Raw genomic sequence first — 17,965 nt, 5'->3', positions numbered from 1 at the left:
TTACTCCTTAGTCAAGAAAAAAAACATGAAAATGAGTGATGAAGATTTAGAATTAGATATGGATGCTAACTTAGATGATGACGATTTAGATTTAGAATCTGACCTGGACTCTGATTCATCACCAAAGAGAAGTGGAATTTTACAATCTACATCAAAACGTGTAAGGATGATCTTCTCTGTAATGGCAAGTCCGAACAGAATCGATATTCTTAGAATCTTAAATTCTAAAGGACCTTTGACCTATTCTGAGTTAAAATCTCTGGCAGGATTCAAGTCAAAAAAGGAAAGTGGAAAATTTGCATATCACTTGAGAAAATTACTCAGACAATCACTTGTTGCACTAAACAAATCTGAAAGACGATACACAATTACAAATCTTGGAAAACTAGTTTTAAGTTTGGCAAGACAAATCGAGGAAAGATCAATTATTGAAAGTGGAAAAATGTATGTTAGAACATCTCATCAATCAATTGAGGAATTTAATTCACATAAAATTATTCAATCATTAGTTCGTGAAGGAAGTCTTCCATTGGAGCTTGCACAAAAAATCACTGAAGAGGTTGAAAATAGAATTTACAAATATCAGACTACCTATCTTACTGGCTCACTTATCAGAGAAATGGTAAATTCTGTTCTCCTTGAGCATGGCCATGAGGAATACAGGAACAAACTTGCACGCCTAGGCCTGCCTGTTTATGACGTTCAAGAGATGATTTCTAATTTAGATAATGTCGATAATGGTGCTGAAGGCCTCCTCTTTAACACAGGACAAAGAGTGTTTGCTGAACACCTACTTACAAATATCTTGCCAAAAGATGTAGCAGATTCTCATCTTTCTGGAGACTTGCATATCACTAATCCTGGAATTTGGTCTATGATTCCTGATACAATATTTGTAAATGTCAAAGAATTAATCGAGGATGGAATTAATCTTGGTGGAAAATATCTTGATGTATCAAGAATTCCTGCATCAAAACAACTTGATGACATTACAAGTTCATTATCTATTGTTATTGCTCTTCTTTCAAAAGAAGCTTCACAAGAAGTTGTAATTGATGGACTGGTACAATTATTTACAAAGCATTCAAAGTCTCTTACAGAACTTGAACAAAAACTCACAGATGCATTTGCAACTGCATCTACAACTGCAAAATACAACAAAACAAGTACAAAGGTATCAATTAGATTACAATTAGGAACTGATACAAAAATAATTAATTCAATTATCAATGCATACAAAAATTACACAAAAATTACACCAATTCCAAAAATTGGCCTGATAGTAGATGTTGACAAAGGAAAAATTACTGATGTTTCAGAATCAATAGCTGAAATAATTTCCATTGGTGGACATGTAATGTTTGCTAAAGGTCAAACTTCTAGCTCTGGTGTTACAAATGGATCTACAAAGATCACAACTCCACTTTCGATAAACTTGGAATCTGTTTCAATAAATCTTCCAAGACTTGCATTTGAATCAAACAAAGATGAAACTTACTTTAGGGCAAGACTTGCATTACTAATGAAACCTGCACTATCATCTATGGCATTAAGAAAGAAAGAGATCTCAGATCTTACAAGAAGAGGACTAAACCCAATTCTTGCAAAGAATACACAATATATGCAAAGAAGTTCTGTTTCACTTGTTGTAAATTTGGTAGGACTCAAAGAGTCTGTGTTTAACATCCTTGGATTCCAAGATAATAAAGAAGGACGTGATATTCTTCATAAGGTAATTGAAACTGCAGTTGATGTTGGAGTCAAAAAAGGCAAAGAATTAGGTGATACTGTTGCAATTTGTATGACTGAAACTGAAGCATCTGCTCGTTTTGCTACTCTGGATGGCGAAAAATATGGCAAAAATTCTTCCTTAAATTCAATGGAGGGTGACTCTTATTCTCAGGGAATAGTCATCAATGCCTCTGAAATTTCCAATTATACTAACAAAAGCGAGTCTATAGTAGAGGCTAACAAGCTCTCAAAAATTCTAAGTGGAGGATTACTCGTGACTTTGCAAATTGATAATGATGCAAAAATTGCAGATATCAAAAAATCATTAGAGAAAGCATCAGAACTTACAACTTCTTTCAAGCCTGTAAGAAAAATTGCGATATGTGGCGAATGTGGATTTAAGGATGAACCATTTGAGGATAAATGTCCAAAGTGCAAGTCTCCATATGTTGTCTGATATTCGTAAATGAAAAACTAGTTACGATCATTTTTCAAAAATTTTTGATCAGAATCAGATGAGGCGATCTTCCTTACTATCGTCAAAGTTATGCCAGTATGAAATTCATAGTAGCGGTGTTAAAAAAATTGACTCATTGACGGGACAAGATCAAAACTTTTCGAGCACATAAGTTATATCCACATTGGTTCTAAGCATGGAGGGGAGATTATAATGGACAATACACAAATTGAAAATACGATCAGTGAGATCCGTAAGCGCAGTGGCGCAGTCACGGCTTTCAATAAAAATAAAATTTCAAATGCCATATTTCGGGCATTGGCCGCCACCTCCAAAGCCGATCGTGGCCTGGCCGATCAACTAGCAGAGAATGTAGTAAACAAACTAGTTGAGCAAGGATTTACCAGCAGTAGAACGCCTACTGTTGAAGATATCCAGGATATTGTAGAATCTACTTTAATTGATAGTGGAAATAGCGATATTGCAAAAGCATACATCGTTTACAGACATGAGAGAAGAAAACTAAGAGAAGAGAAAATGAAGGTCTTGAATCTAAAGACCCTTGACCCAGTTTCCAAAAAGTTTGATCTGAATTGTCTTAGGGTTCTAGCATCAAGATATCTTTTCAGAAATGCAAAAAATGAGATTATTGAATCTCCAACTCAAATGTTTGAGCGTGTTGCAATTCTGGTAGGAATTGGTGATATTCTATATGATTCACAAGTCTTTGACAAATCAGGAAATATCAAACAAGACGTAGAAGAAGCAAAATCTTATCTTGAAAAGCTAGATGCCTTTGATTATAAATTCAAAGTAGGAGATTATTTCTTCAATAAATGGCATTTTAGATCTTTAATCAACCACTACGTGACTCTTGCAAACAAAGGTCAAATGAAAGTAAGCTTCAAAGATCTCTTGACATTACTTGCAGGAAAGAAACTTGATAGTTATGCAGACAAAATCGCTGAATACTTTGAGCTGATGACTGCACAAGACTTTCTACCAAATTCACCAACTATGATGAACGCAGGTGGAAGATTAGGACAACTATCTGCATGCTTTGTACTTGGAATGGAAGATGGCATGGAGCAAATCATGAAATCTACCTCTGATGCAGCATTAATCTTCAAGTCTGGTGGTGGTGTTGGAATCAACTATTCTAATCTTCGTGAGGAAGGCGACATTGTAGCATCCACTTCAGGTGTTGCATCTGGACCAGTATCTTTCATGAATATCATCAATACCGTGACTGAAGTAGTCAAACAAGGAGGAAAAAGACGTGGTGCAAACATGGGAATTATTGAAGCATGGCATCCTGATGTTGAAAAATTCATTACAAACAAAACAGAACCAGGCGTTTTAGAAAACTTTAACGTAAGTGTTGGTATCTGGGAAGACTTTTGGCATGCACTAGTAAATACTACTGATGGTAACTATGTCTTACGTAGTCCACGTGACAAAAAACCAGTTAAAGAAATCAATGCACATCAACTAATTGATCTGATTGCACTTTCTGCATGGAAGAGTGCAGAACCTGGATTGATCTTCTTTGATCAAATTAACAAATACAATGTATTTGCAAAAGCCCGAAAAGCACCCCTAAGAGCCACAAATCCATGCGTAACTGCAGATACATGGGTAGCAACAGCAGATGGTCCAAGAAAGGTCAGGGAACTTGTAGGAGTTCCATTCAAGTCTTATCTGAATGGGAAGACATGGAATACAAAAGGCTTCTTTTCTACCGGCACCAAGAAGATATTCAAACTAAAAACAAAAGAGGGCTACGAACTACATCTAACAGAAGATCATAAAATTCTGGCTGTTAAACACATGAATAGATACACACTAAAGTCAGAATGGAAACAAGCAAGAGATCTAAAACAAGGTGAACATATTGTTCTTGATGACTGTAGATACTATGAATGGGATGGAAGGTTTGGTGAAGATGAAGGATATATGTTGGGGCTAACGGTAGGCGATGGTCACATTAAAAAAGACAATGTGGTTATTTCTTCATGGGGGGAAAGTACTGGAAACGTTGCTGTAAGAAACCAGATACTACAATATGCCCAACAAATGCCACATAGATCTGACTTTAGAGGTTGGACAAAGATCAAAGGACGTGATGAATACCGACTATCACTGGCATCAATAAGGGATCTTGCCAAATCATTAGGATTAGGATACAAGAACAAAACAATAACTGAAAGTATGGAGAAAACATCATCAGCATTCTACAAAGGATTTCTGAGAGGTTTATTTGATGCAGATGGAACTGTAATAGGTAGCCAACAAAAAGGCGTATCTGTACGTCTAGCACAAAGTGATCTAAAAGTACTACAAGCTGTCCAACGTATGCTACTGCGACTCGGTATTGCATCAAAGATATATACAAACAGAAGGAGAGAGCAAGAGAAACTGCTGCCAGACGGTAAGGGCGGAATGAAGGCATATCATATCAAATCTCAACATGAACTTGTCATATCTGAAGAGAACCTCTTACGTTTCCACAATGTAATCGGCTTTGCAGATTCTTCAAAAATGGAAAAACTAGGTGTGTTACTTGGAGATTACAAGAGAAATCTCAACAGAGAGAGGTTTGTAGCAACGGTTGTAAGCCTTGTGGATGAAGGGATTGAAGAGGTATATGATGTTCAAGTACCTCAAGTGAATGCCTTTGATGCAAACGGTATCATTGCCCACAACTGTGGTGAACAAAGTCTCTATCCATACGAATCATGTAATCTAGGTTCTATCAACTTGGTGAATCTCGTCAAGAGACAAGCAGATGGAACTTACGAGTTTGATTGGCAAAGATATGAAGAAACAATCAGAAAGACAACAAGATTCTTGGATAACATCATTGATGTCAATACATATCCAGTACCAGAAATTAGTGTAGCATCAAAAGAATCTAGACGTATTGGACTTGGAGTGATGGGAGTAGCTGATCTCTTATACAAACTAAAAATCCCATACAATTCTCAAGAAGGATATGAACTACAATCAAAACTGTCTGAAGCCCTATCATACTATTCAATGGAAGAAAGTGTAGCACTTGCTAAATCTCGTGGTGAGTTTCCACTCTGTTCTAACACAGAATACCCAGAAGGTAAGATTCCAATTTCAGGATACTATGAGAAACCAAAAAAATCTCATTCTTATGAATGGGATCCACTCATTGATAAAATCAAAAAACATGGTATCAGAAATGTCTTAACTACTACGGTAGCTCCAACTGGTACACTCTCAATGATTGCAGACTGTTCAAATGGAATGGAACCTGCATTTGCTCTTGTATTTGAGAAGAGAGTAACTGTTGGAAGATTCTTCTATACAAACAAGATTCTAGAAGAAGCTCTCAAAGAAGAAGGTCTTTACACTGATAAAATTCTTGAAAAGATTGCAGACAATTATGGTTCATTGAAAGGATTAGACGAAATTCCTCAATGGATGCAAGATGTATTTGTTACTGCAATGGATATTCACTGGGCTGATCATCTTATGGCTCAAGGTGTATGGCAAGACTGGATTGGAAATGCAATTGCAAAAACAATCAACATGCCATATGATGTAACAGTAGAAGATGTGAAATCTGCATATCTGCTTGCACATGAAATAGGACTAAAAGGAATGACTGTTTATCGTGACGGTTCTAGACACAAACAAGTCCTTCATATGACCAGTGAAAATGCAACAAAGATATTTGAAGTATCGCCAAGTCAGTACATGACTGCTTTTGTCACTGAAAACATCACAAATCCTTACATCAAATCCCAAGTCAATGCTTCACTTGCATTAAAAGTTCATGACGAAGAAATCAAAATAGAATCCCAAAAACATGAAGAGGTTTCAGAAGATCGTCTATGTCCAACATGCAAAAACAATCTAATCTTTGTAGAAGGTTGTAGTATTTGCATTGAATGCGGTTACAGTGGTTGTACTTCTGGTTAAATAACAGAATCACAACTTTTTTACTTCCTTTTCATTTTGAATCTATGTGGACAAAAAAATCCTAGGCATAATTACAGGCATAGCAGTAATAATTGCAATAGCATCAGTAGTTTTAGCCATACCAAATTCAGAAATTATTACTCAAAAAACTAATGAAAAAATTGGCCTTGTAATTAATTCCCCAAGTCAATCTGTTACTCTACAAAACTTGGATCAAATTTACTCCGAAGCTGCAAGCTCTGGAATTGGAAGAAGTAACGTGTATCTTTTTTGGAATTTAGTTGAACCAGTACGTGGAGAATTTGATTGGCAACAATCTGATCCATTAATGAGTTTTAATAAAAAAAATAATCTCAAAGTAACTCTTTACTTTTCTGTTATTAATGGTGAAACACTTGGACCTTTCCCAAATTGGATTGGAAAACCATCAATAATTTCAATTGGGGAAGATCGAGTTGTTAGTGTACTTGATGCAATATTATCAAGATATGACATTATTGATACTGTAATTCTTTCAGGAGAAACAGAATCTCAATTTAGATTTAATGAACAGAATATTCCTGTATACAAGGATCTATTCAATGGAGTTTATGAAAAAACTAAAGAAAAACATCCTGATGTTAAGATTGGTAATGCATTTGCATTACATCAAGTACTAAACAAAAATCTGCGGTATGTTGTGACTGATTTAGCGATTGGTGATTTTGTTGCATTTTCTTATTCTCCAGTTGATACTCTAAATGATATTGTTAAAACACCCCAGCAAGCAAAAGAAGATTTGCAGCAGGTATTTGATTTAGTAGGAGATAAAAAAGTTGGAATTTTTGAACTTAGCTGGAGTACTTCTGATTTTGTTGGGGGGAGTGACTCTGCACAAACAGAGTTTTTAGAAAAATCCTTTGAATTTTACACTGAAAATGAATCTAACTTGGAATTTTTTACATGGTACAGGCAATATGATAAACCTGCAGGAACATGCGTATTTGAAGAACAGGAAATTGGTGAGGATACATTAACAGTTGGAGGTTCTGGTTTTGGAAGCAGTGAACACGTGATTGAGAGATTAAATCAGTATGTTTGCAGTGCAGGATTGATCAATAGTGATGGTACTCCAAAATCTGGTTGGAATGAATTTAAAAAACAAATTGAAATGACTAACTAAAATGATTTCTTTAGTTTTATCTGAATCCTCGTTAGAACTTGTACCATATGAACTACAAGATCATCCATCAGTAATTTCTCATGCAAGAAAACTTGGAAAACATCCATCAGAAATTTTACTAGATAATTCATGGCATTTTGCAGCTATGAAAGGAATTGAAAATGAAATGAAAAGAGGAAGACCAGATTTAGTACACTTTTCAATACTTGAAGCTACTACAATTCCATTATATCTTCAAAATAAAATAAAAATTTACATTCACACAATTGATGATAAAGTAATTTACTTTGGTCAAAATGTTCTCATTCCGAAATCTTATCATAGATTTGAAGGAGTAATTGAAAAACTCTACTGCGAAAAAAAAATTATAGCAAATAATAAAGTATTATTAGAGATTAAAGAAAAAACATTTTCAGAACTTCTTGACGAAATTAACCCATCCAAAGTAATTGGTTTTTCTACAAAAGGTAAATCTAGTTCATATGAAAAAATTGCAGCTGAGATTTCAGATAATACATGTATTGCAATCGGTGGATTTCAAAAGGGGCATTTTTCAGATTTTATTGAAAACAAAATTACTAATTTGTATTCTATTGGCGATGAATCATTTGAGGGTCATGTTGTAGTTGCCAGATTACTCTATGAATGCGAAAAAACCATTTTTATGTAGGAACTGAAATTTGCATTCTGTTGCAGTCATAGTATAGCCTGGTTAGTATTCGGGGTTTCCAACCCTGTGACGCGGGTTCGAATCCCGCTGACTGCATTTTTACATTATAATGAGAACTAATTTTTAGGTGCAATTTAAGAAAATAATGTGAAAACTGCAGTAAGAAAAATTGCAATGGAGCGAATGCAAATTCTTATTGAAAATGCAATAACTAATGCAAAAACAAATCCTGAACTTTCTCAACGTCAGGCTTATCTTGCTAGAAGAATTAGTACAAGACACAAAATCCGAATGCCTTATGATCTTAGGATGGTTTTCTGCAAAAAATGCAAGTCATTTATTGCTCCTGGAATAAATTCTAGAATTCGTCTAGGCAGAGCATCTATCAAGTCGATCAGAATTTCTTGTAACTTGTGTGGGCATACTTATCGCAAAATAATACCTCCATGATGTTACAACTTATCTAATATGTGATTTCAATAAGACAAATCTATGAGTCTATGTGGAAGTACATTTCATATTCATTTGAGTAATAATAGAAATCATTGTCCAGTTTGTGGTCGCGGTCTTAATTACGCACAAAAACTTGAATGGGCAATATTATGATATGAAAATAATTATGAACAAAATAAAGATATTAGTTTTGAGTTAACAGATCAACTTTCTTCAAAAATAACTCTATTTTGAGAGGCTTTTCTTCAACATCAATATTTTTCCCATCTACATCAAATGAATCCAAAATAGTGTATTTGTCAGCAATTACAAAAAAGAATTTTTGATTAGGTAAGAGTAACAAAGACCTTGTGTCCTTTTTCTTCTAAAACATATTTGTAGTGTTCTGCCAATGCCTCAGAATCTTCAACAACAAGAATCTTCAAAAAACCATTACTCATAATTTCATAGATACATCAGAACATAGATAGATCTGTATGTAACCATTGATCAGACATTGGGATTGAACACTAGCGTCTAAATCAGAGTTTTCCATTTGTCTTTTCTTTGTCTCAATCCCACAAGCCTCAGCAGGAGTCTTTCCATCTAGTCCCATGTAAAGTCGAACATAATTATGGTAAATTTTTACAGCTAAAGTACTAATAATATTATATTTCATTAACAAAATATTATGTTCAATATGACATTTTTTAATATAAACGGACAATCTTTTAGATAGAAAAAAATTGGATCGTGTATATGAATAAAATTCTCATTTTTTCTGTTATTGGAATAATTTCCGTTATGGTAATTGGATTTACAATCCACAATCTACAAAATGACTATACCAACCATGTTTCAAATAACAATGATTTAGTTTTTGAACGTCCTGTTATTCCTCTAGATAGAAATAATCCCATCAAAATAGGTATTCTTCATTCCCTTTCTGGAACTATGGCAATTAGTGAGATTGCTGTTGTTGATTCAACCCTGATGGCTATTGAAGAAATTAATGAAAAAGGAGGAATACTTGGTAGAGAAGTAGTACCTATAGTAAAAGATGGTAGTTCAAATTGGGATACTTTTGCAGAAGAGGCTGAAAATCTGATAGTAGATGAAAATGTAAGCGTTGTCTTTGGAGGATGGACATCTGCTAGTAGAAAAACTATGAAACCAATTTTTGAAAAATATGATCATTTATTATTTTATCCAGTTCAATACGAAGGATTAGAAAAATCTCCAAACATAATTTACACGGGAGCGTCTCCTAACCAACAAGTTTTGCCTGCAGTAAAGTGGGCATATGATAACTTGGGAACAAAATTTTTCTTAATTGGTTCTGATTATGTTTTTCCAAGAAGTGCAAATGAAATCATTAAAGACAAAATTAATGAGCTAGGAGGAACTATAATGGGAGAAGAATATAGGCTACTTGGAGATACAAATTTTGATGATGTTGTAGATAAAATTTCTGAATCTAAACCCGATGTGATACTAAATACTGTTAATGGAGATAGCAATCTTGCATTTTTCAAACAATTAAGGGAAAAAGGAATTTCTTCAGAACAAATTCCTACCATCTCATTTAGTATTGCAGAAGATGAAATTAGACACTTTGGTGTAAATTACATGCAAGGAGATTATGCTTCTTGGAATTACTTTCAAAGTCTTACAAATGAAAAAAATAGACAATTTGTAAATAATTTTCAGAAAAAATATGGTCTAGATCGTGTCGTTGATGATCCTATGGAAGCAGGATATATCGGAGTCTATCTGTATGCAAAAGCAGTAGAATCTGTAGGAACAGATGATATCCCAGTTGTAAGAGAAGCATTGAGAGGAATGACATTTCATGCACCTGAAGGCCCAGTTGGCATAGATCCTCATAACCAACACCTCTCAAAAGTTGTAAGAATAGGCAAAATTCTTCCTGATGGTCAATTCAAAATAGTTTCAAGTTCAGAAAAACCAATCAAGCCAGAGCCTTTCCCTGAATACAAAACAGAAGAACAATGGAATTCATTTCTTGAAGACCTCTATGTAGGATGGGATGAAAATTGGGCTAATCCTAAAATTTCTCAAGGAGTTCAAAAATGACAAACATACGACTAAATTATTCCAAAAAACTACTTTTCTTATTATTAGTTGTAAGCTTGGTTCCTCTAGTTTCATTGAGTACAATTCTTTATGTTGATAAAACTGAAACAGAATCAAATATTTTAAAAAATCAATTAAATTCTATTTCAGAAACTGGCTCAGAAACAATCTCTGAGCGTATACTAAAACAAAAAAGTAATGTTATGTCTATGGCACAAATTGACACTATAGTAACAGCTACTAAGATATTATCAAATTCAGATATTGGAAAAGATGAATATTTTAAAAATCGATATGAATTAGAGAATCAATTTAGTGTTTTTTTTAATACTTTTCCAGAATTACAATGTTTCATTATTAGCAATGCAAAAACAGGAGAAATCTTATTTTATTCAGATATATTCCCACCAAAAGAAGATCTAAAAAACCAAAGACATTTTCAAGAAGCAATTAAAGGAAATGTGGAACTTGGTGAGATATTTTTATCTTCTACACCACTACCAAATGAATTTGGGGATTTTGAAATAAATGTCCCAACTTTTTTTATCTCTGCTCCAATTCAAGGTGAAGTAGGAATAGAAGGAATACTTACAGTTGGAATTAATCTTTTTGAAATTAATTCTATAGAGCAACCAGATAATTTTTACACTGCAGATTCATACCTAGTAAATTCTGAAGGCTATTTTCTTTCAAAACCAAAATTTATTGGTGATGTATTAAAATCTAATTTGATTAAAACAAGACCTGAATTAGATCTTCAAATAATTAATCCAGATTCAAATCAGTTTACAGAAATTTTCAAGTCATCAAATAGTGAAAACACTGTACTAAACTTGAATGGTTATACTAGTTATCTAGGAAATGTCGTGGTTGGTTCCATTTCTCCAGTAAAAGGAACTAATTGGAGTTATATCACTGAAATTGAAAAGAATGAGGCATTTTCTGAAATTACATCAATTCAAATTCTGATATTCTCAATTATTGGTATTGTTTTGATATGCATGATTGGATTGGCATTTTATTTTACATCAAGTTTTACAGCACCTATCAAAAATCTCCAAAAAGCAACTGAACAAATCATCAAGGGAAATTTAGATATCAAGACTGCTGTAGATTCTAAAGATGATATCGGTGAATTATCTCGAAATTTTGAGTTTATGATTGAAAATCTAAAGGAAATGACTGACATCAAAGAACAACTCTCAATACAACAAAATTTAAGAAAAGCACTTGACGAATCATCCATAGTAAGCATAATTGATAAAAATGGAAAAATCACATATGCTAACGATAAATTCTGTAAAGTTTCAAAATATTCAAAAGAAGAACTTATTGGTAATCGACAAGATATTCTAAGATCTAATAAAATTCATCCTCCTAGTTTCTATGCAGATTTGTGGAGAGTAATCTCAAAAGGGAAAATTTGGCATGGTGAAATTTGTAACACAGCAAAAGATGGAACTTTGTTTTGGAATGATACAACTGTCATTCCATTTTTAGACAAAGATGGAAAAATATCTGAATATGTTTCAGTTAGAAATGATATAACTGAACAAAAAAATCTCACTCAAAAATTGATTCATGCTGAAAGATTTAGTGCCATAGGAGAATTATCTTCTAGAATGTCTCATGATATTAGAAATCCTCTTTCAATAATACAAAGTGAATTCGAACTTTTAAAACGCAAAAATATTCTTGATGAAAAGCAAGTAGAACGAGTTACTAGTGCAGTAAGCAGAATAACTCATCAACTCAATGATGTATTGGATTATCTAAGGGACACTCCCCTAGAATCAAAAAGATTCAATCTTTCTGATCTTTTAAGTAGAGTTTTAACTTCACTGTATGTACCTTCTGGAGTAAAAATTAACACTTCAGGTGATGAAATTTTTATGATTGGTGATGAAAGTAAAATGAATATTGTTATGATCAATCTGATTTTTAATGCTATTCAAGCTGTTGAAGAAGGTGGCGAAATAGATGTTTCTTTATCAAAAACTAACAAGGAAGTAATAATTCAAGTCAAAGACTCTGGGACAGGAATTTTTATTAAGCCACTTGAAAAAATATTTGATCCTTTAATGACATCAAAGCAAAAAGGGACAGGATTAGGACTTGCAAGTGTGAAAAATATCATAACTCAGCATAATGGAATCATTTCTGTAAAAAACAATCCTACTACATTTATAATAAAAATTCCACAAAAAGAAGAACATGATAACAGTAGCAATAGTTGATGATGAAATTGCATTAACTGAATTGTTCACTGATCTGTTTGAAATGGAAAAAATTGATGTAGTTGGAGTAGGATATGATGGAAAACAGGCAGTGGAATTGTGTTCAAAGTATAACCCCGATTATCTTCTATTAGATTTGTCAATGCCTGAATTTGATGGATTTTATGCCCTTGAAAAATTACAAAATACATCTACAAAGATAATTATCACAACTGGATTAATTGAAGAAAACATTTTGAATCAATTAAACAAATTTCCAATATTGTCAGTACAATACAAGCCTGTAGATTTTAATGAAGTTTTGAAAGTTATGGTGCCGATCTGAGAATTTTGTGCTAAATTATGTTTAACAAACTAGACACAATACCTCAATGATTTATAAGACGATTATCAATTTTTTCACTTTATGGCAAAGGTATATGATGTACCAGCAGATGTGTTAATAAAAAGACTCGCAGATATTCTAAAGAATGAAGATATTCCTGCACCTTCTTGGATTCCATTTGTAAAAACTGGAGCTCATGCGGATAAACCCCCACAAGAACGAGACTGGTGGTATACTAGATGCGCATCAATTATGAGAAAAATTTACTTTCATGGTCCAATTGGAATTAATGAATTAAGAAAAGATTATGGTGGTGGCAAACCATCTGGATATGGAGCTGCTCATCACAAAGATGCTGGCGGTGCAATTATTCGACATGCTATTCAAGGATTAGAAAAACTTGGTTATTTAGAAAAAGTTGAGAAGAAAGGTAGAATCATCTCTAAACATGGAATGCAAAAACTAGATAGATTAGCTACTGAAATTCTCAAAGAACTAATTGTTGAAAATCCTCAATTGAAAGTTTACACATAGATTCAAAATGAGTTTTCCAGAATCCAATGAACCTCCTTACGATAATAAGAACAATGAATTATCTGCACAAAAAGAACAGATTCTAAAACAAATTCTTTCACCAGAAGCCAGACTGAGACTAAACAATATCAAAATGGTAAAATCCGAATTATCTGAACTAGTTGAGCAATATTTGATCGGAATGGCAACTCAAGGGAAACTTCCTGGCCAAATATCTGATGATCAACTCAAGCAAATACTGCTCTCCATTCAGCAACCAAAACGTGATTTTAAGATAAATCGAGTCTAATCCCGAAAAAATATAATTATGGGTAGCAAGTCGATTAATTCATGAAAGCAGTTGTATACAATGAATATGCACCAGATGATAATTTTGCTAAAATCCTCAAAGTCCAGGATATAGATGATCCAAAACCAAAAGCAGATGAAGTAGTCTTCAAAGTCAAATCTGCAGCTCTTAATTATAATGATATTTGGGGAATGCGTGGACAACCAGTTCCTGTCCCATTGCCACACGTATCGGGCTCTGATGCAGCTGGAGATGTAATCGCAGTTGGAGAGGATGTTAAAAATATCAAAGTTGGAGATAGAGTAGTATCTCACTCAAACATGTCTTGCAGAGTTTGTAAAGCATGTACTGATGGACGAGAATTTGATTGTACTCAGAGAATCATTTGGGGATTCCAAACTGGTCCAACATGGGGCGCATTCTCTGAAATAACACATCTTCCAGAAGTTAATATTTCAGTTATTCCAGAAGGCGTATCATATGATGAAGCAGCAGCTGCATCAATGACCTTACTTACATCATGGCACATGTTAGTTGGTAGGGCAAAAATTGTGCCAGGCCAAACTATCTTGATTATGGGTGGTGGTTCTGGAGTAGGAAGCTTTGGAATTCAGATTGCAAAATTATACAATTGTGATGTGATTGCAACTGCAAGTCCTGATAAATTAGACAAATGTCTGGAACTTGGAGCAGATTATGCAGTTGATCATAGAAAAGAAGACTGGCATAAAGAAGTAAGAGCAATCTCAAAAGAACTTGCAAAGAAAAAAGGTGAAGCACCAGGAATTGATGTTTCCTTTGATCATATTGGTGAAACACACTGGAACAAGCAACTTACTTTGCTAAAGTATGGTGCAACTCTGGTTTCATGTGGCGCAACAACAGGATATGATGCAAAAACTGATCTAAGACATGTTTTCTTTAAAGGAACTAACATCTTAGGTTCAACACAAGGAACCAAAGCTGAGTTAGATCAAGGTCTTTACTGGATGGGTCAAGGCAAAATTAAAGCAGCAATTGATTCAACATATTCCTTTGAGCAAGCAGCAGAGGCTCACACAAAGATGTTAACTGGAAAAGGTCTCTTTGGCAAAATCTTAATGAAGCCAGAGAGCGCTTAATCATTTAATGACACAGCTTTTCAGAAGCCTCATTTTTGTTCCAGGGAATAATCCTAGATTTCTTGAAAAAGCAAAAAAACTACAAGCTGATATTGTATGCTTTGATCTTGAAGATTCAGTTCCAGATAATGAAAAAACTAATGCAAGAAATCTTATTAAATCTGCACTAAAATCTAGAAAATCATACAACTCTTCAATTTTTGTACGTACAAATTCTCCCACCTCAGGAAAAGTTCCATCTGACCTCAAAAAAGTGGTTCAAAAAGGAATTGATGGAATTGTAATTCCTAAGGTAAATAATGTAAAAGAGATGCAAAAAATTGAAAAAATACTATCCAAATTGGAAAAATCCCGAAAACTAAAACCAATTCAAATAATCCCTTCTATTGAATCTGCAGAAGGTGTAGTTAACACGTATAACATTGCATCTTTTGGAAAAAGAGTTTCTGCTATAGTCTTTGGAGTTTTTGATCTTCTAAATGATCTAGGAGTTGAATATACAAAAGAATCTGAAGGAACTACATATTCTAGAACAAAGATTCCAGTAGATGCACATGCATCAGGAGTTGCAGCAATAGATGCGATTTGGCAAGACCTAAAAGATTCTAAAGGATTTGAAAAAGATTGCAAACTTGGCAAAAGCTTGGGTTATTCAGGAAAAAGTATCATACATCCAGATCAAATTTCTGTGGTGCACAAATTATTTCATCCAAATAAAAGTGAAATTTTATGGGCTGAAAAAGTCTGTAAAGTCTATCTTGAATCAACGAAGAAAGGTAAAGGGGCTACCACTGTTGATGGAAAAATGATAGATGAGGTTCATTTCAAACAAGCAAAATCTATTCTTGAATTAGTAAAGTAATTACTTTCAATCTATCTTAATGTTTCAAGTATTGACTTCATACTAGTACTTTTTTCCATCATTTTCTGGGATACAATTCCATTAACGATAGTTTTCCCTTTTTTAATCTCTAGATTGATTTCTTGAAAAACACATTGGAGTTTGGATATTTTTTTACTTTCACTAAGTATTTTTCCAGTTTCAATTATTAATCCATTAATTATCATATTTTCAATCTTTCTGTATCCTGAAGTTTTAGGCGCTTTAGATTCCTTAAGGATTTGAGGAATTGTATATTCTTTTTCTAAAAGGGTTGTAATAATACATCTCGAATCATTTTCTCCAAAAAATCCTAAGATTAAATCTGATAGATTTGAATCAACTATGGTTACAAAATACTTTCCATCTGTTTTTTTTATTTTGAGAATTTTGTTAAGACAATTTCTTTGAAATTTACAAACATCAAGATTAGAATTTTTCTTGAGAATACTTGTAAATTTTTGAAAATGTTCAATTGAAAGCTTTATTGACATTCCATGTTCTAAAAATAACTCACGTTCTACTTTGTTTAGAAGATCCAAATCTATCTCTTTCTTAATTTTAGATGTTAATGCATTAGAAATTAATCTGTCAATTCCACCCATACATGAATTCTACATTATGGAAAATATTAAAGCACTCCTTTTTTTACTATCATAGATGTCAAAATCAGTGATTGTAATTGATGATGATGAAGATACTGTTAGACTATTCAGTGAATTTCTTGAAGAAAATGGTATTGATGTAATTGGAAATGGATTTAATGGAAGTACAGCCGTTAAACTATTCAAAGAAACTAAACCCGATGTTGTTCTAATCGATCTTAACATGCCTAATGGCAGTGGGTTCTATGCAATAAAAAAAATTCAAGATATTGACCCCAAGGTACGGATTATTGCGGTTTCTGCAGATAGTGATTATTCTACTGAGGAAAAACTAGGAAAGCTCAACATACCTCTTATTCAGAAACCATTCAAAATGGATAAAATAATTTCTATAATCCAAGGCTGATCCCACTTTTGGAACATTTCATATAGTCTTATATTATAAAACTCATAAAAAATATTCGATACAAATGAGTAAACGAGTAACAATAATGATTGATGAAGATCTTGATAAAAAATTACGACTTCGTCAAGCAAAATTGATTCAACAGGAACAATCATCTTACAGTTATTCCAAAGTATTGAATGAAACACTACGTAAAGTTCTAAAATAATTCAAGTCTAACTTTACTAGATTCAATTTTACTTGTGAGAATAGGTTAAAGATAATGAATCTTCATTATATTATAGTAATATGATTGATCTTCTAGATCCTACAAATGTGATTACTAGGATGTTTAATGCCGGAAAATATGAGGAAATGTACAATTATTGTAAAAATTTATTAGAAAAAATCCCTAATGACATGGTCGCACTTCAGAATATTTCATTATCTTTGATTTATCTAAAAAAATACGAGAAAGCAATAGTGTATTGCGATAAAGTTTTACAAATAAAAAATTCAGATACTTATGCATTAAAAAATAAGATCTATGCTCTTGAAAATTTAAAACAATATGAACAAGTTTTAGAATTATGCAAACAACTTCTTTCTACAAATTCCAAGGATATATGGGCCCTTAACAGCATGGGATTATCCTTCAATGAACTAAATCGTCATCAAAACGCACTTGAATGTTATGAAACCTCACTTTTAATAGATCCAAATGACGTGACAGCCTTGATGAATAAAGCTATTTCCCTTAGTCATCTTGGTAACTACAAAGATGCAATTGAATATTATGATAAAGCTCAAACAATTGATTCAAGCCTTAAAGAAATTCCTCATGCTAAATCAAGATTATTTGAAAAATTAGGAATGGAAGATGATGCATTTTTAGCTGCACAAGGAGTTTTGAACAAAGATATGGAAAAAATCAAAAATGATGCTAAAGAAAATAGATCTACTGTATTTCATCAATTTTGTGAAAATGAATTTAAAGAATACAATTCTAAATAATTTCTATAATTGTTATCTAAATCATTATATATCCTGTATATGAAATATATAAACTATATAACTTTAAATAAC

General features: G+C 33.1%; 18 protein-coding genes and 1 tRNA gene. 16 read left to right on the top strand and 3 right to left on the bottom strand.

The genetic code is table 11. The annotated features are described in order from the left end of the window. Positions 1-25 precede the first annotated feature (25 nt). The 6 genes from nrdD (at position 26) to C5F50_RS12215 (ending at position 8,424) form a co-directional block, all read left to right on the top strand. Positions 26-2,188: an anaerobic ribonucleoside-triphosphate reductase gene (gene nrdD, locus C5F50_RS12240; RefSeq protein ID WP_179371579.1), complete on the top strand. Its 2,163-nt coding sequence runs from the start codon at positions 26-28 to the stop codon at positions 2,186-2,188. 213 nt (positions 2,189-2,401) lie between these two features. Next, a complete protein-coding gene (locus C5F50_RS12235; protein ID WP_179371578.1) occupies positions 2,402-6,142 on the top strand; it encodes an adenosylcobalamin-dependent ribonucleoside-diphosphate reductase in 3,741 nt (1,246 codons plus the stop codon). 46 nt (positions 6,143-6,188) lie between these two features. Beyond that, the gene (locus tag C5F50_RS12230; protein ID WP_179371577.1) at positions 6,189-7,304 is read left to right on the top strand and encodes a hypothetical protein; all 1,116 of its coding nucleotides are present in this window, start codon (positions 6,189-6,191) and stop codon (positions 7,302-7,304) included. 1 nt (position 7,305) lies between these two features. Next, a complete protein-coding gene (locus tag C5F50_RS12225) occupies positions 7,306-7,974 on the top strand; it encodes a ribosome biogenesis protein (protein ID WP_179371576.1) in 669 nt (222 codons plus the stop codon). Positions 7,975-7,996: 22 nt separating this feature from the next. Further along, positions 7,997-8,070: transfer RNA gene (locus C5F50_RS12220), tRNA-Gly, on the top strand. An 87-nt stretch (positions 8,071-8,157) separates the two neighbouring features. Next, positions 8,158-8,424, top strand: a complete 267-nt coding sequence (locus C5F50_RS12215) for a ribonuclease P protein component 4 (protein ID WP_218843347.1) — start codon at positions 8,158-8,160, stop codon at positions 8,422-8,424. Between the two features lie 187 nt (positions 8,425-8,611). Here C5F50_RS12215 and C5F50_RS13130 read toward each other — a convergent pair whose 3' ends face one another. Further along, on the bottom strand, positions 8,612-8,770 hold the full coding sequence (locus tag C5F50_RS13130; RefSeq protein ID WP_246282065.1) for a hypothetical protein: 159 nt from the start codon (positions 8,768-8,770) through the stop codon (positions 8,612-8,614). A 93-nt stretch (positions 8,771-8,863) separates the two neighbouring features. Further along, on the bottom strand, positions 8,864-9,085 hold the full coding sequence (locus tag C5F50_RS12205; protein ID WP_179371574.1) for a hypothetical protein: 222 nt from the start codon (positions 9,083-9,085) through the stop codon (positions 8,864-8,866). Between the two features lie 80 nt (positions 9,086-9,165). Between C5F50_RS12205 and urtA the strand changes: the two genes are divergently transcribed. The 7 genes from urtA (at position 9,166) to C5F50_RS12170 (ending at position 15,871) form a co-directional block, all read left to right on the top strand. Continuing rightward, the gene (gene urtA, locus C5F50_RS12200) at positions 9,166-10,503 is read left to right on the top strand and encodes an urea ABC transporter substrate-binding protein (protein ID WP_179371573.1); all 1,338 of its coding nucleotides are present in this window, start codon (positions 9,166-9,168) and stop codon (positions 10,501-10,503) included. After that, positions 10,500-12,740 carry an ATP-binding protein gene (locus C5F50_RS12195; RefSeq protein ID WP_179371572.1) on the top strand — a complete coding sequence of 747 codons (2,241 nt, stop codon included), beginning with the start codon at positions 10,500-10,502 and terminating at the stop codon, positions 12,738-12,740. The genes urtA and C5F50_RS12195 overlap by 4 nt, the downstream gene beginning before the upstream one ends. After that, complete coding sequence (locus C5F50_RS12190; RefSeq protein WP_179371571.1) at positions 12,718-13,065, top strand: response regulator; 348 nt, start codon at positions 12,718-12,720, stop codon at positions 13,063-13,065. The genes C5F50_RS12195 and C5F50_RS12190 overlap by 23 nt, the downstream gene beginning before the upstream one ends. An 81-nt stretch (positions 13,066-13,146) precedes the next feature. Next, positions 13,147-13,599, top strand: a complete 453-nt coding sequence (locus tag C5F50_RS12185) for a 30S ribosomal protein S19e (RefSeq protein ID WP_179371570.1) — start codon at positions 13,147-13,149, stop codon at positions 13,597-13,599. Positions 13,600-13,606: 7 nt separating this feature from the next. Next, a complete protein-coding gene (locus C5F50_RS12180) occupies positions 13,607-13,888 on the top strand; it encodes a DNA-binding protein (protein ID WP_179371569.1) in 282 nt (93 codons plus the stop codon). A gap of 41 nt (positions 13,889-13,929) precedes the next feature. Next, positions 13,930-15,009 carry a zinc-binding dehydrogenase gene (locus tag C5F50_RS12175; RefSeq protein WP_179371568.1) on the top strand — a complete coding sequence of 360 codons (1,080 nt, stop codon included), beginning with the start codon at positions 13,930-13,932 and terminating at the stop codon, positions 15,007-15,009. Positions 15,010-15,016: 7 nt separating this feature from the next. Next, entirely contained in the window at positions 15,017-15,871 is an 855-nt protein-coding gene (locus C5F50_RS12170; protein ID WP_179371567.1) for an HpcH/HpaI aldolase/citrate lyase family protein, read from the top strand. A gap of 11 nt (positions 15,872-15,882) precedes the next feature. Here the strand turns inward: C5F50_RS12170 and C5F50_RS12165 are convergent, their stop codons facing one another. Next, complete coding sequence (locus C5F50_RS12165; protein ID WP_179371566.1) at positions 15,883-16,494, bottom strand: transcriptional regulator; 612 nt, start codon at positions 16,492-16,494, stop codon at positions 15,883-15,885. Between the two features lie 55 nt (positions 16,495-16,549). Between C5F50_RS12165 and C5F50_RS12160 the strand changes: the two genes are divergently transcribed. The 3 genes from C5F50_RS12160 to C5F50_RS12150 all read left to right on the top strand — a co-directional run bounded on the left by C5F50_RS12160 (position 16,550) and on the right by C5F50_RS12150 (position 17,893). Then, a complete protein-coding gene (locus C5F50_RS12160; RefSeq protein WP_179371565.1) occupies positions 16,550-16,900 on the top strand; it encodes a response regulator in 351 nt (116 codons plus the stop codon). Between the two features lie 64 nt (positions 16,901-16,964). Then, positions 16,965-17,108: a hypothetical protein gene (locus C5F50_RS12155; protein ID WP_179360687.1), complete on the top strand. Its 144-nt coding sequence runs from the start codon at positions 16,965-16,967 to the stop codon at positions 17,106-17,108. 80 nt (positions 17,109-17,188) lie between these two features. Next, positions 17,189-17,893, top strand: coding sequence for a tetratricopeptide repeat protein (locus tag C5F50_RS12150; protein WP_179371564.1), 705 nt, complete (start codon positions 17,189-17,191; stop codon positions 17,891-17,893). Positions 17,894-17,965: the final 72 nt, after the last annotated feature.

Source organism: Nitrosopumilus ureiphilus (assembly GCF_013407185.1).
GTDB lineage: Archaea > Thermoproteota > Nitrososphaeria > Nitrososphaerales > Nitrosopumilaceae > Nitrosopumilus > Nitrosopumilus ureiphilus.
Note: the sequence above shows the minus strand (reverse complement) of the source record. Positions and strands in the feature narration are given on the sequence as shown.

Excerpts from the sequence above, each read along its gene's own strand:
- C5F50_RS12170 (WP_179371567.1), top strand. The coding sequence starts at position 15,017 with ATGACACAGCTTTTCAGAAGCCTCATTTTTGTTCCAGGGAATAATCCT.
- C5F50_RS12150 (WP_179371564.1), top strand. The coding sequence starts at position 17,189 with ATGATTGATCTTCTAGATCCTACAAATGTGATTACTAGGATGTTTAAT.
- C5F50_RS12235 (WP_179371578.1), top strand. The coding sequence starts at position 2,402 with ATGGACAATACACAAATTGAAAATACGATCAGTGAGATCCGTAAGCGC.
- nrdD (WP_179371579.1), top strand. The coding sequence starts at position 26 with ATGAAAATGAGTGATGAAGATTTAGAATTAGATATGGATGCTAACTTA.
- C5F50_RS12225 (WP_179371576.1), top strand. The coding sequence starts at position 7,306 with ATGATTTCTTTAGTTTTATCTGAATCCTCGTTAGAACTTGTACCATAT.
- C5F50_RS12195 (WP_179371572.1), top strand. The coding sequence starts at position 10,500 with ATGACAAACATACGACTAAATTATTCCAAAAAACTACTTTTCTTATTA.
- C5F50_RS12165 (WP_179371566.1), bottom strand. The coding sequence starts at position 16,494 with ATGGGTGGAATTGACAGATTAATTTCTAATGCATTAACATCTAAAATT.
- C5F50_RS12185 (WP_179371570.1), top strand. The coding sequence starts at position 13,147 with ATGGCAAAGGTATATGATGTACCAGCAGATGTGTTAATAAAAAGACTC.
- C5F50_RS12215 (WP_218843347.1), top strand. The coding sequence starts at position 8,158 with ATGCAAATTCTTATTGAAAATGCAATAACTAATGCAAAAACAAATCCT.
- C5F50_RS12175 (WP_179371568.1), top strand. The coding sequence starts at position 13,930 with ATGAAAGCAGTTGTATACAATGAATATGCACCAGATGATAATTTTGCT.
- C5F50_RS12190 (WP_179371571.1), top strand. The coding sequence starts at position 12,718 with ATGATAACAGTAGCAATAGTTGATGATGAAATTGCATTAACTGAATTG.
- C5F50_RS12155 (WP_179360687.1), top strand. The coding sequence starts at position 16,965 with ATGAGTAAACGAGTAACAATAATGATTGATGAAGATCTTGATAAAAAA.
- C5F50_RS12180 (WP_179371569.1), top strand. The coding sequence starts at position 13,607 with ATGAGTTTTCCAGAATCCAATGAACCTCCTTACGATAATAAGAACAAT.
- C5F50_RS12160 (WP_179371565.1), top strand. The coding sequence starts at position 16,550 with ATGTCAAAATCAGTGATTGTAATTGATGATGATGAAGATACTGTTAGA.
- urtA (WP_179371573.1), top strand. The coding sequence starts at position 9,166 with ATGAATAAAATTCTCATTTTTTCTGTTATTGGAATAATTTCCGTTATG.
- C5F50_RS12205 (WP_179371574.1), bottom strand. The coding sequence starts at position 9,085 with ATGAAATATAATATTATTAGTACTTTAGCTGTAAAAATTTACCATAAT.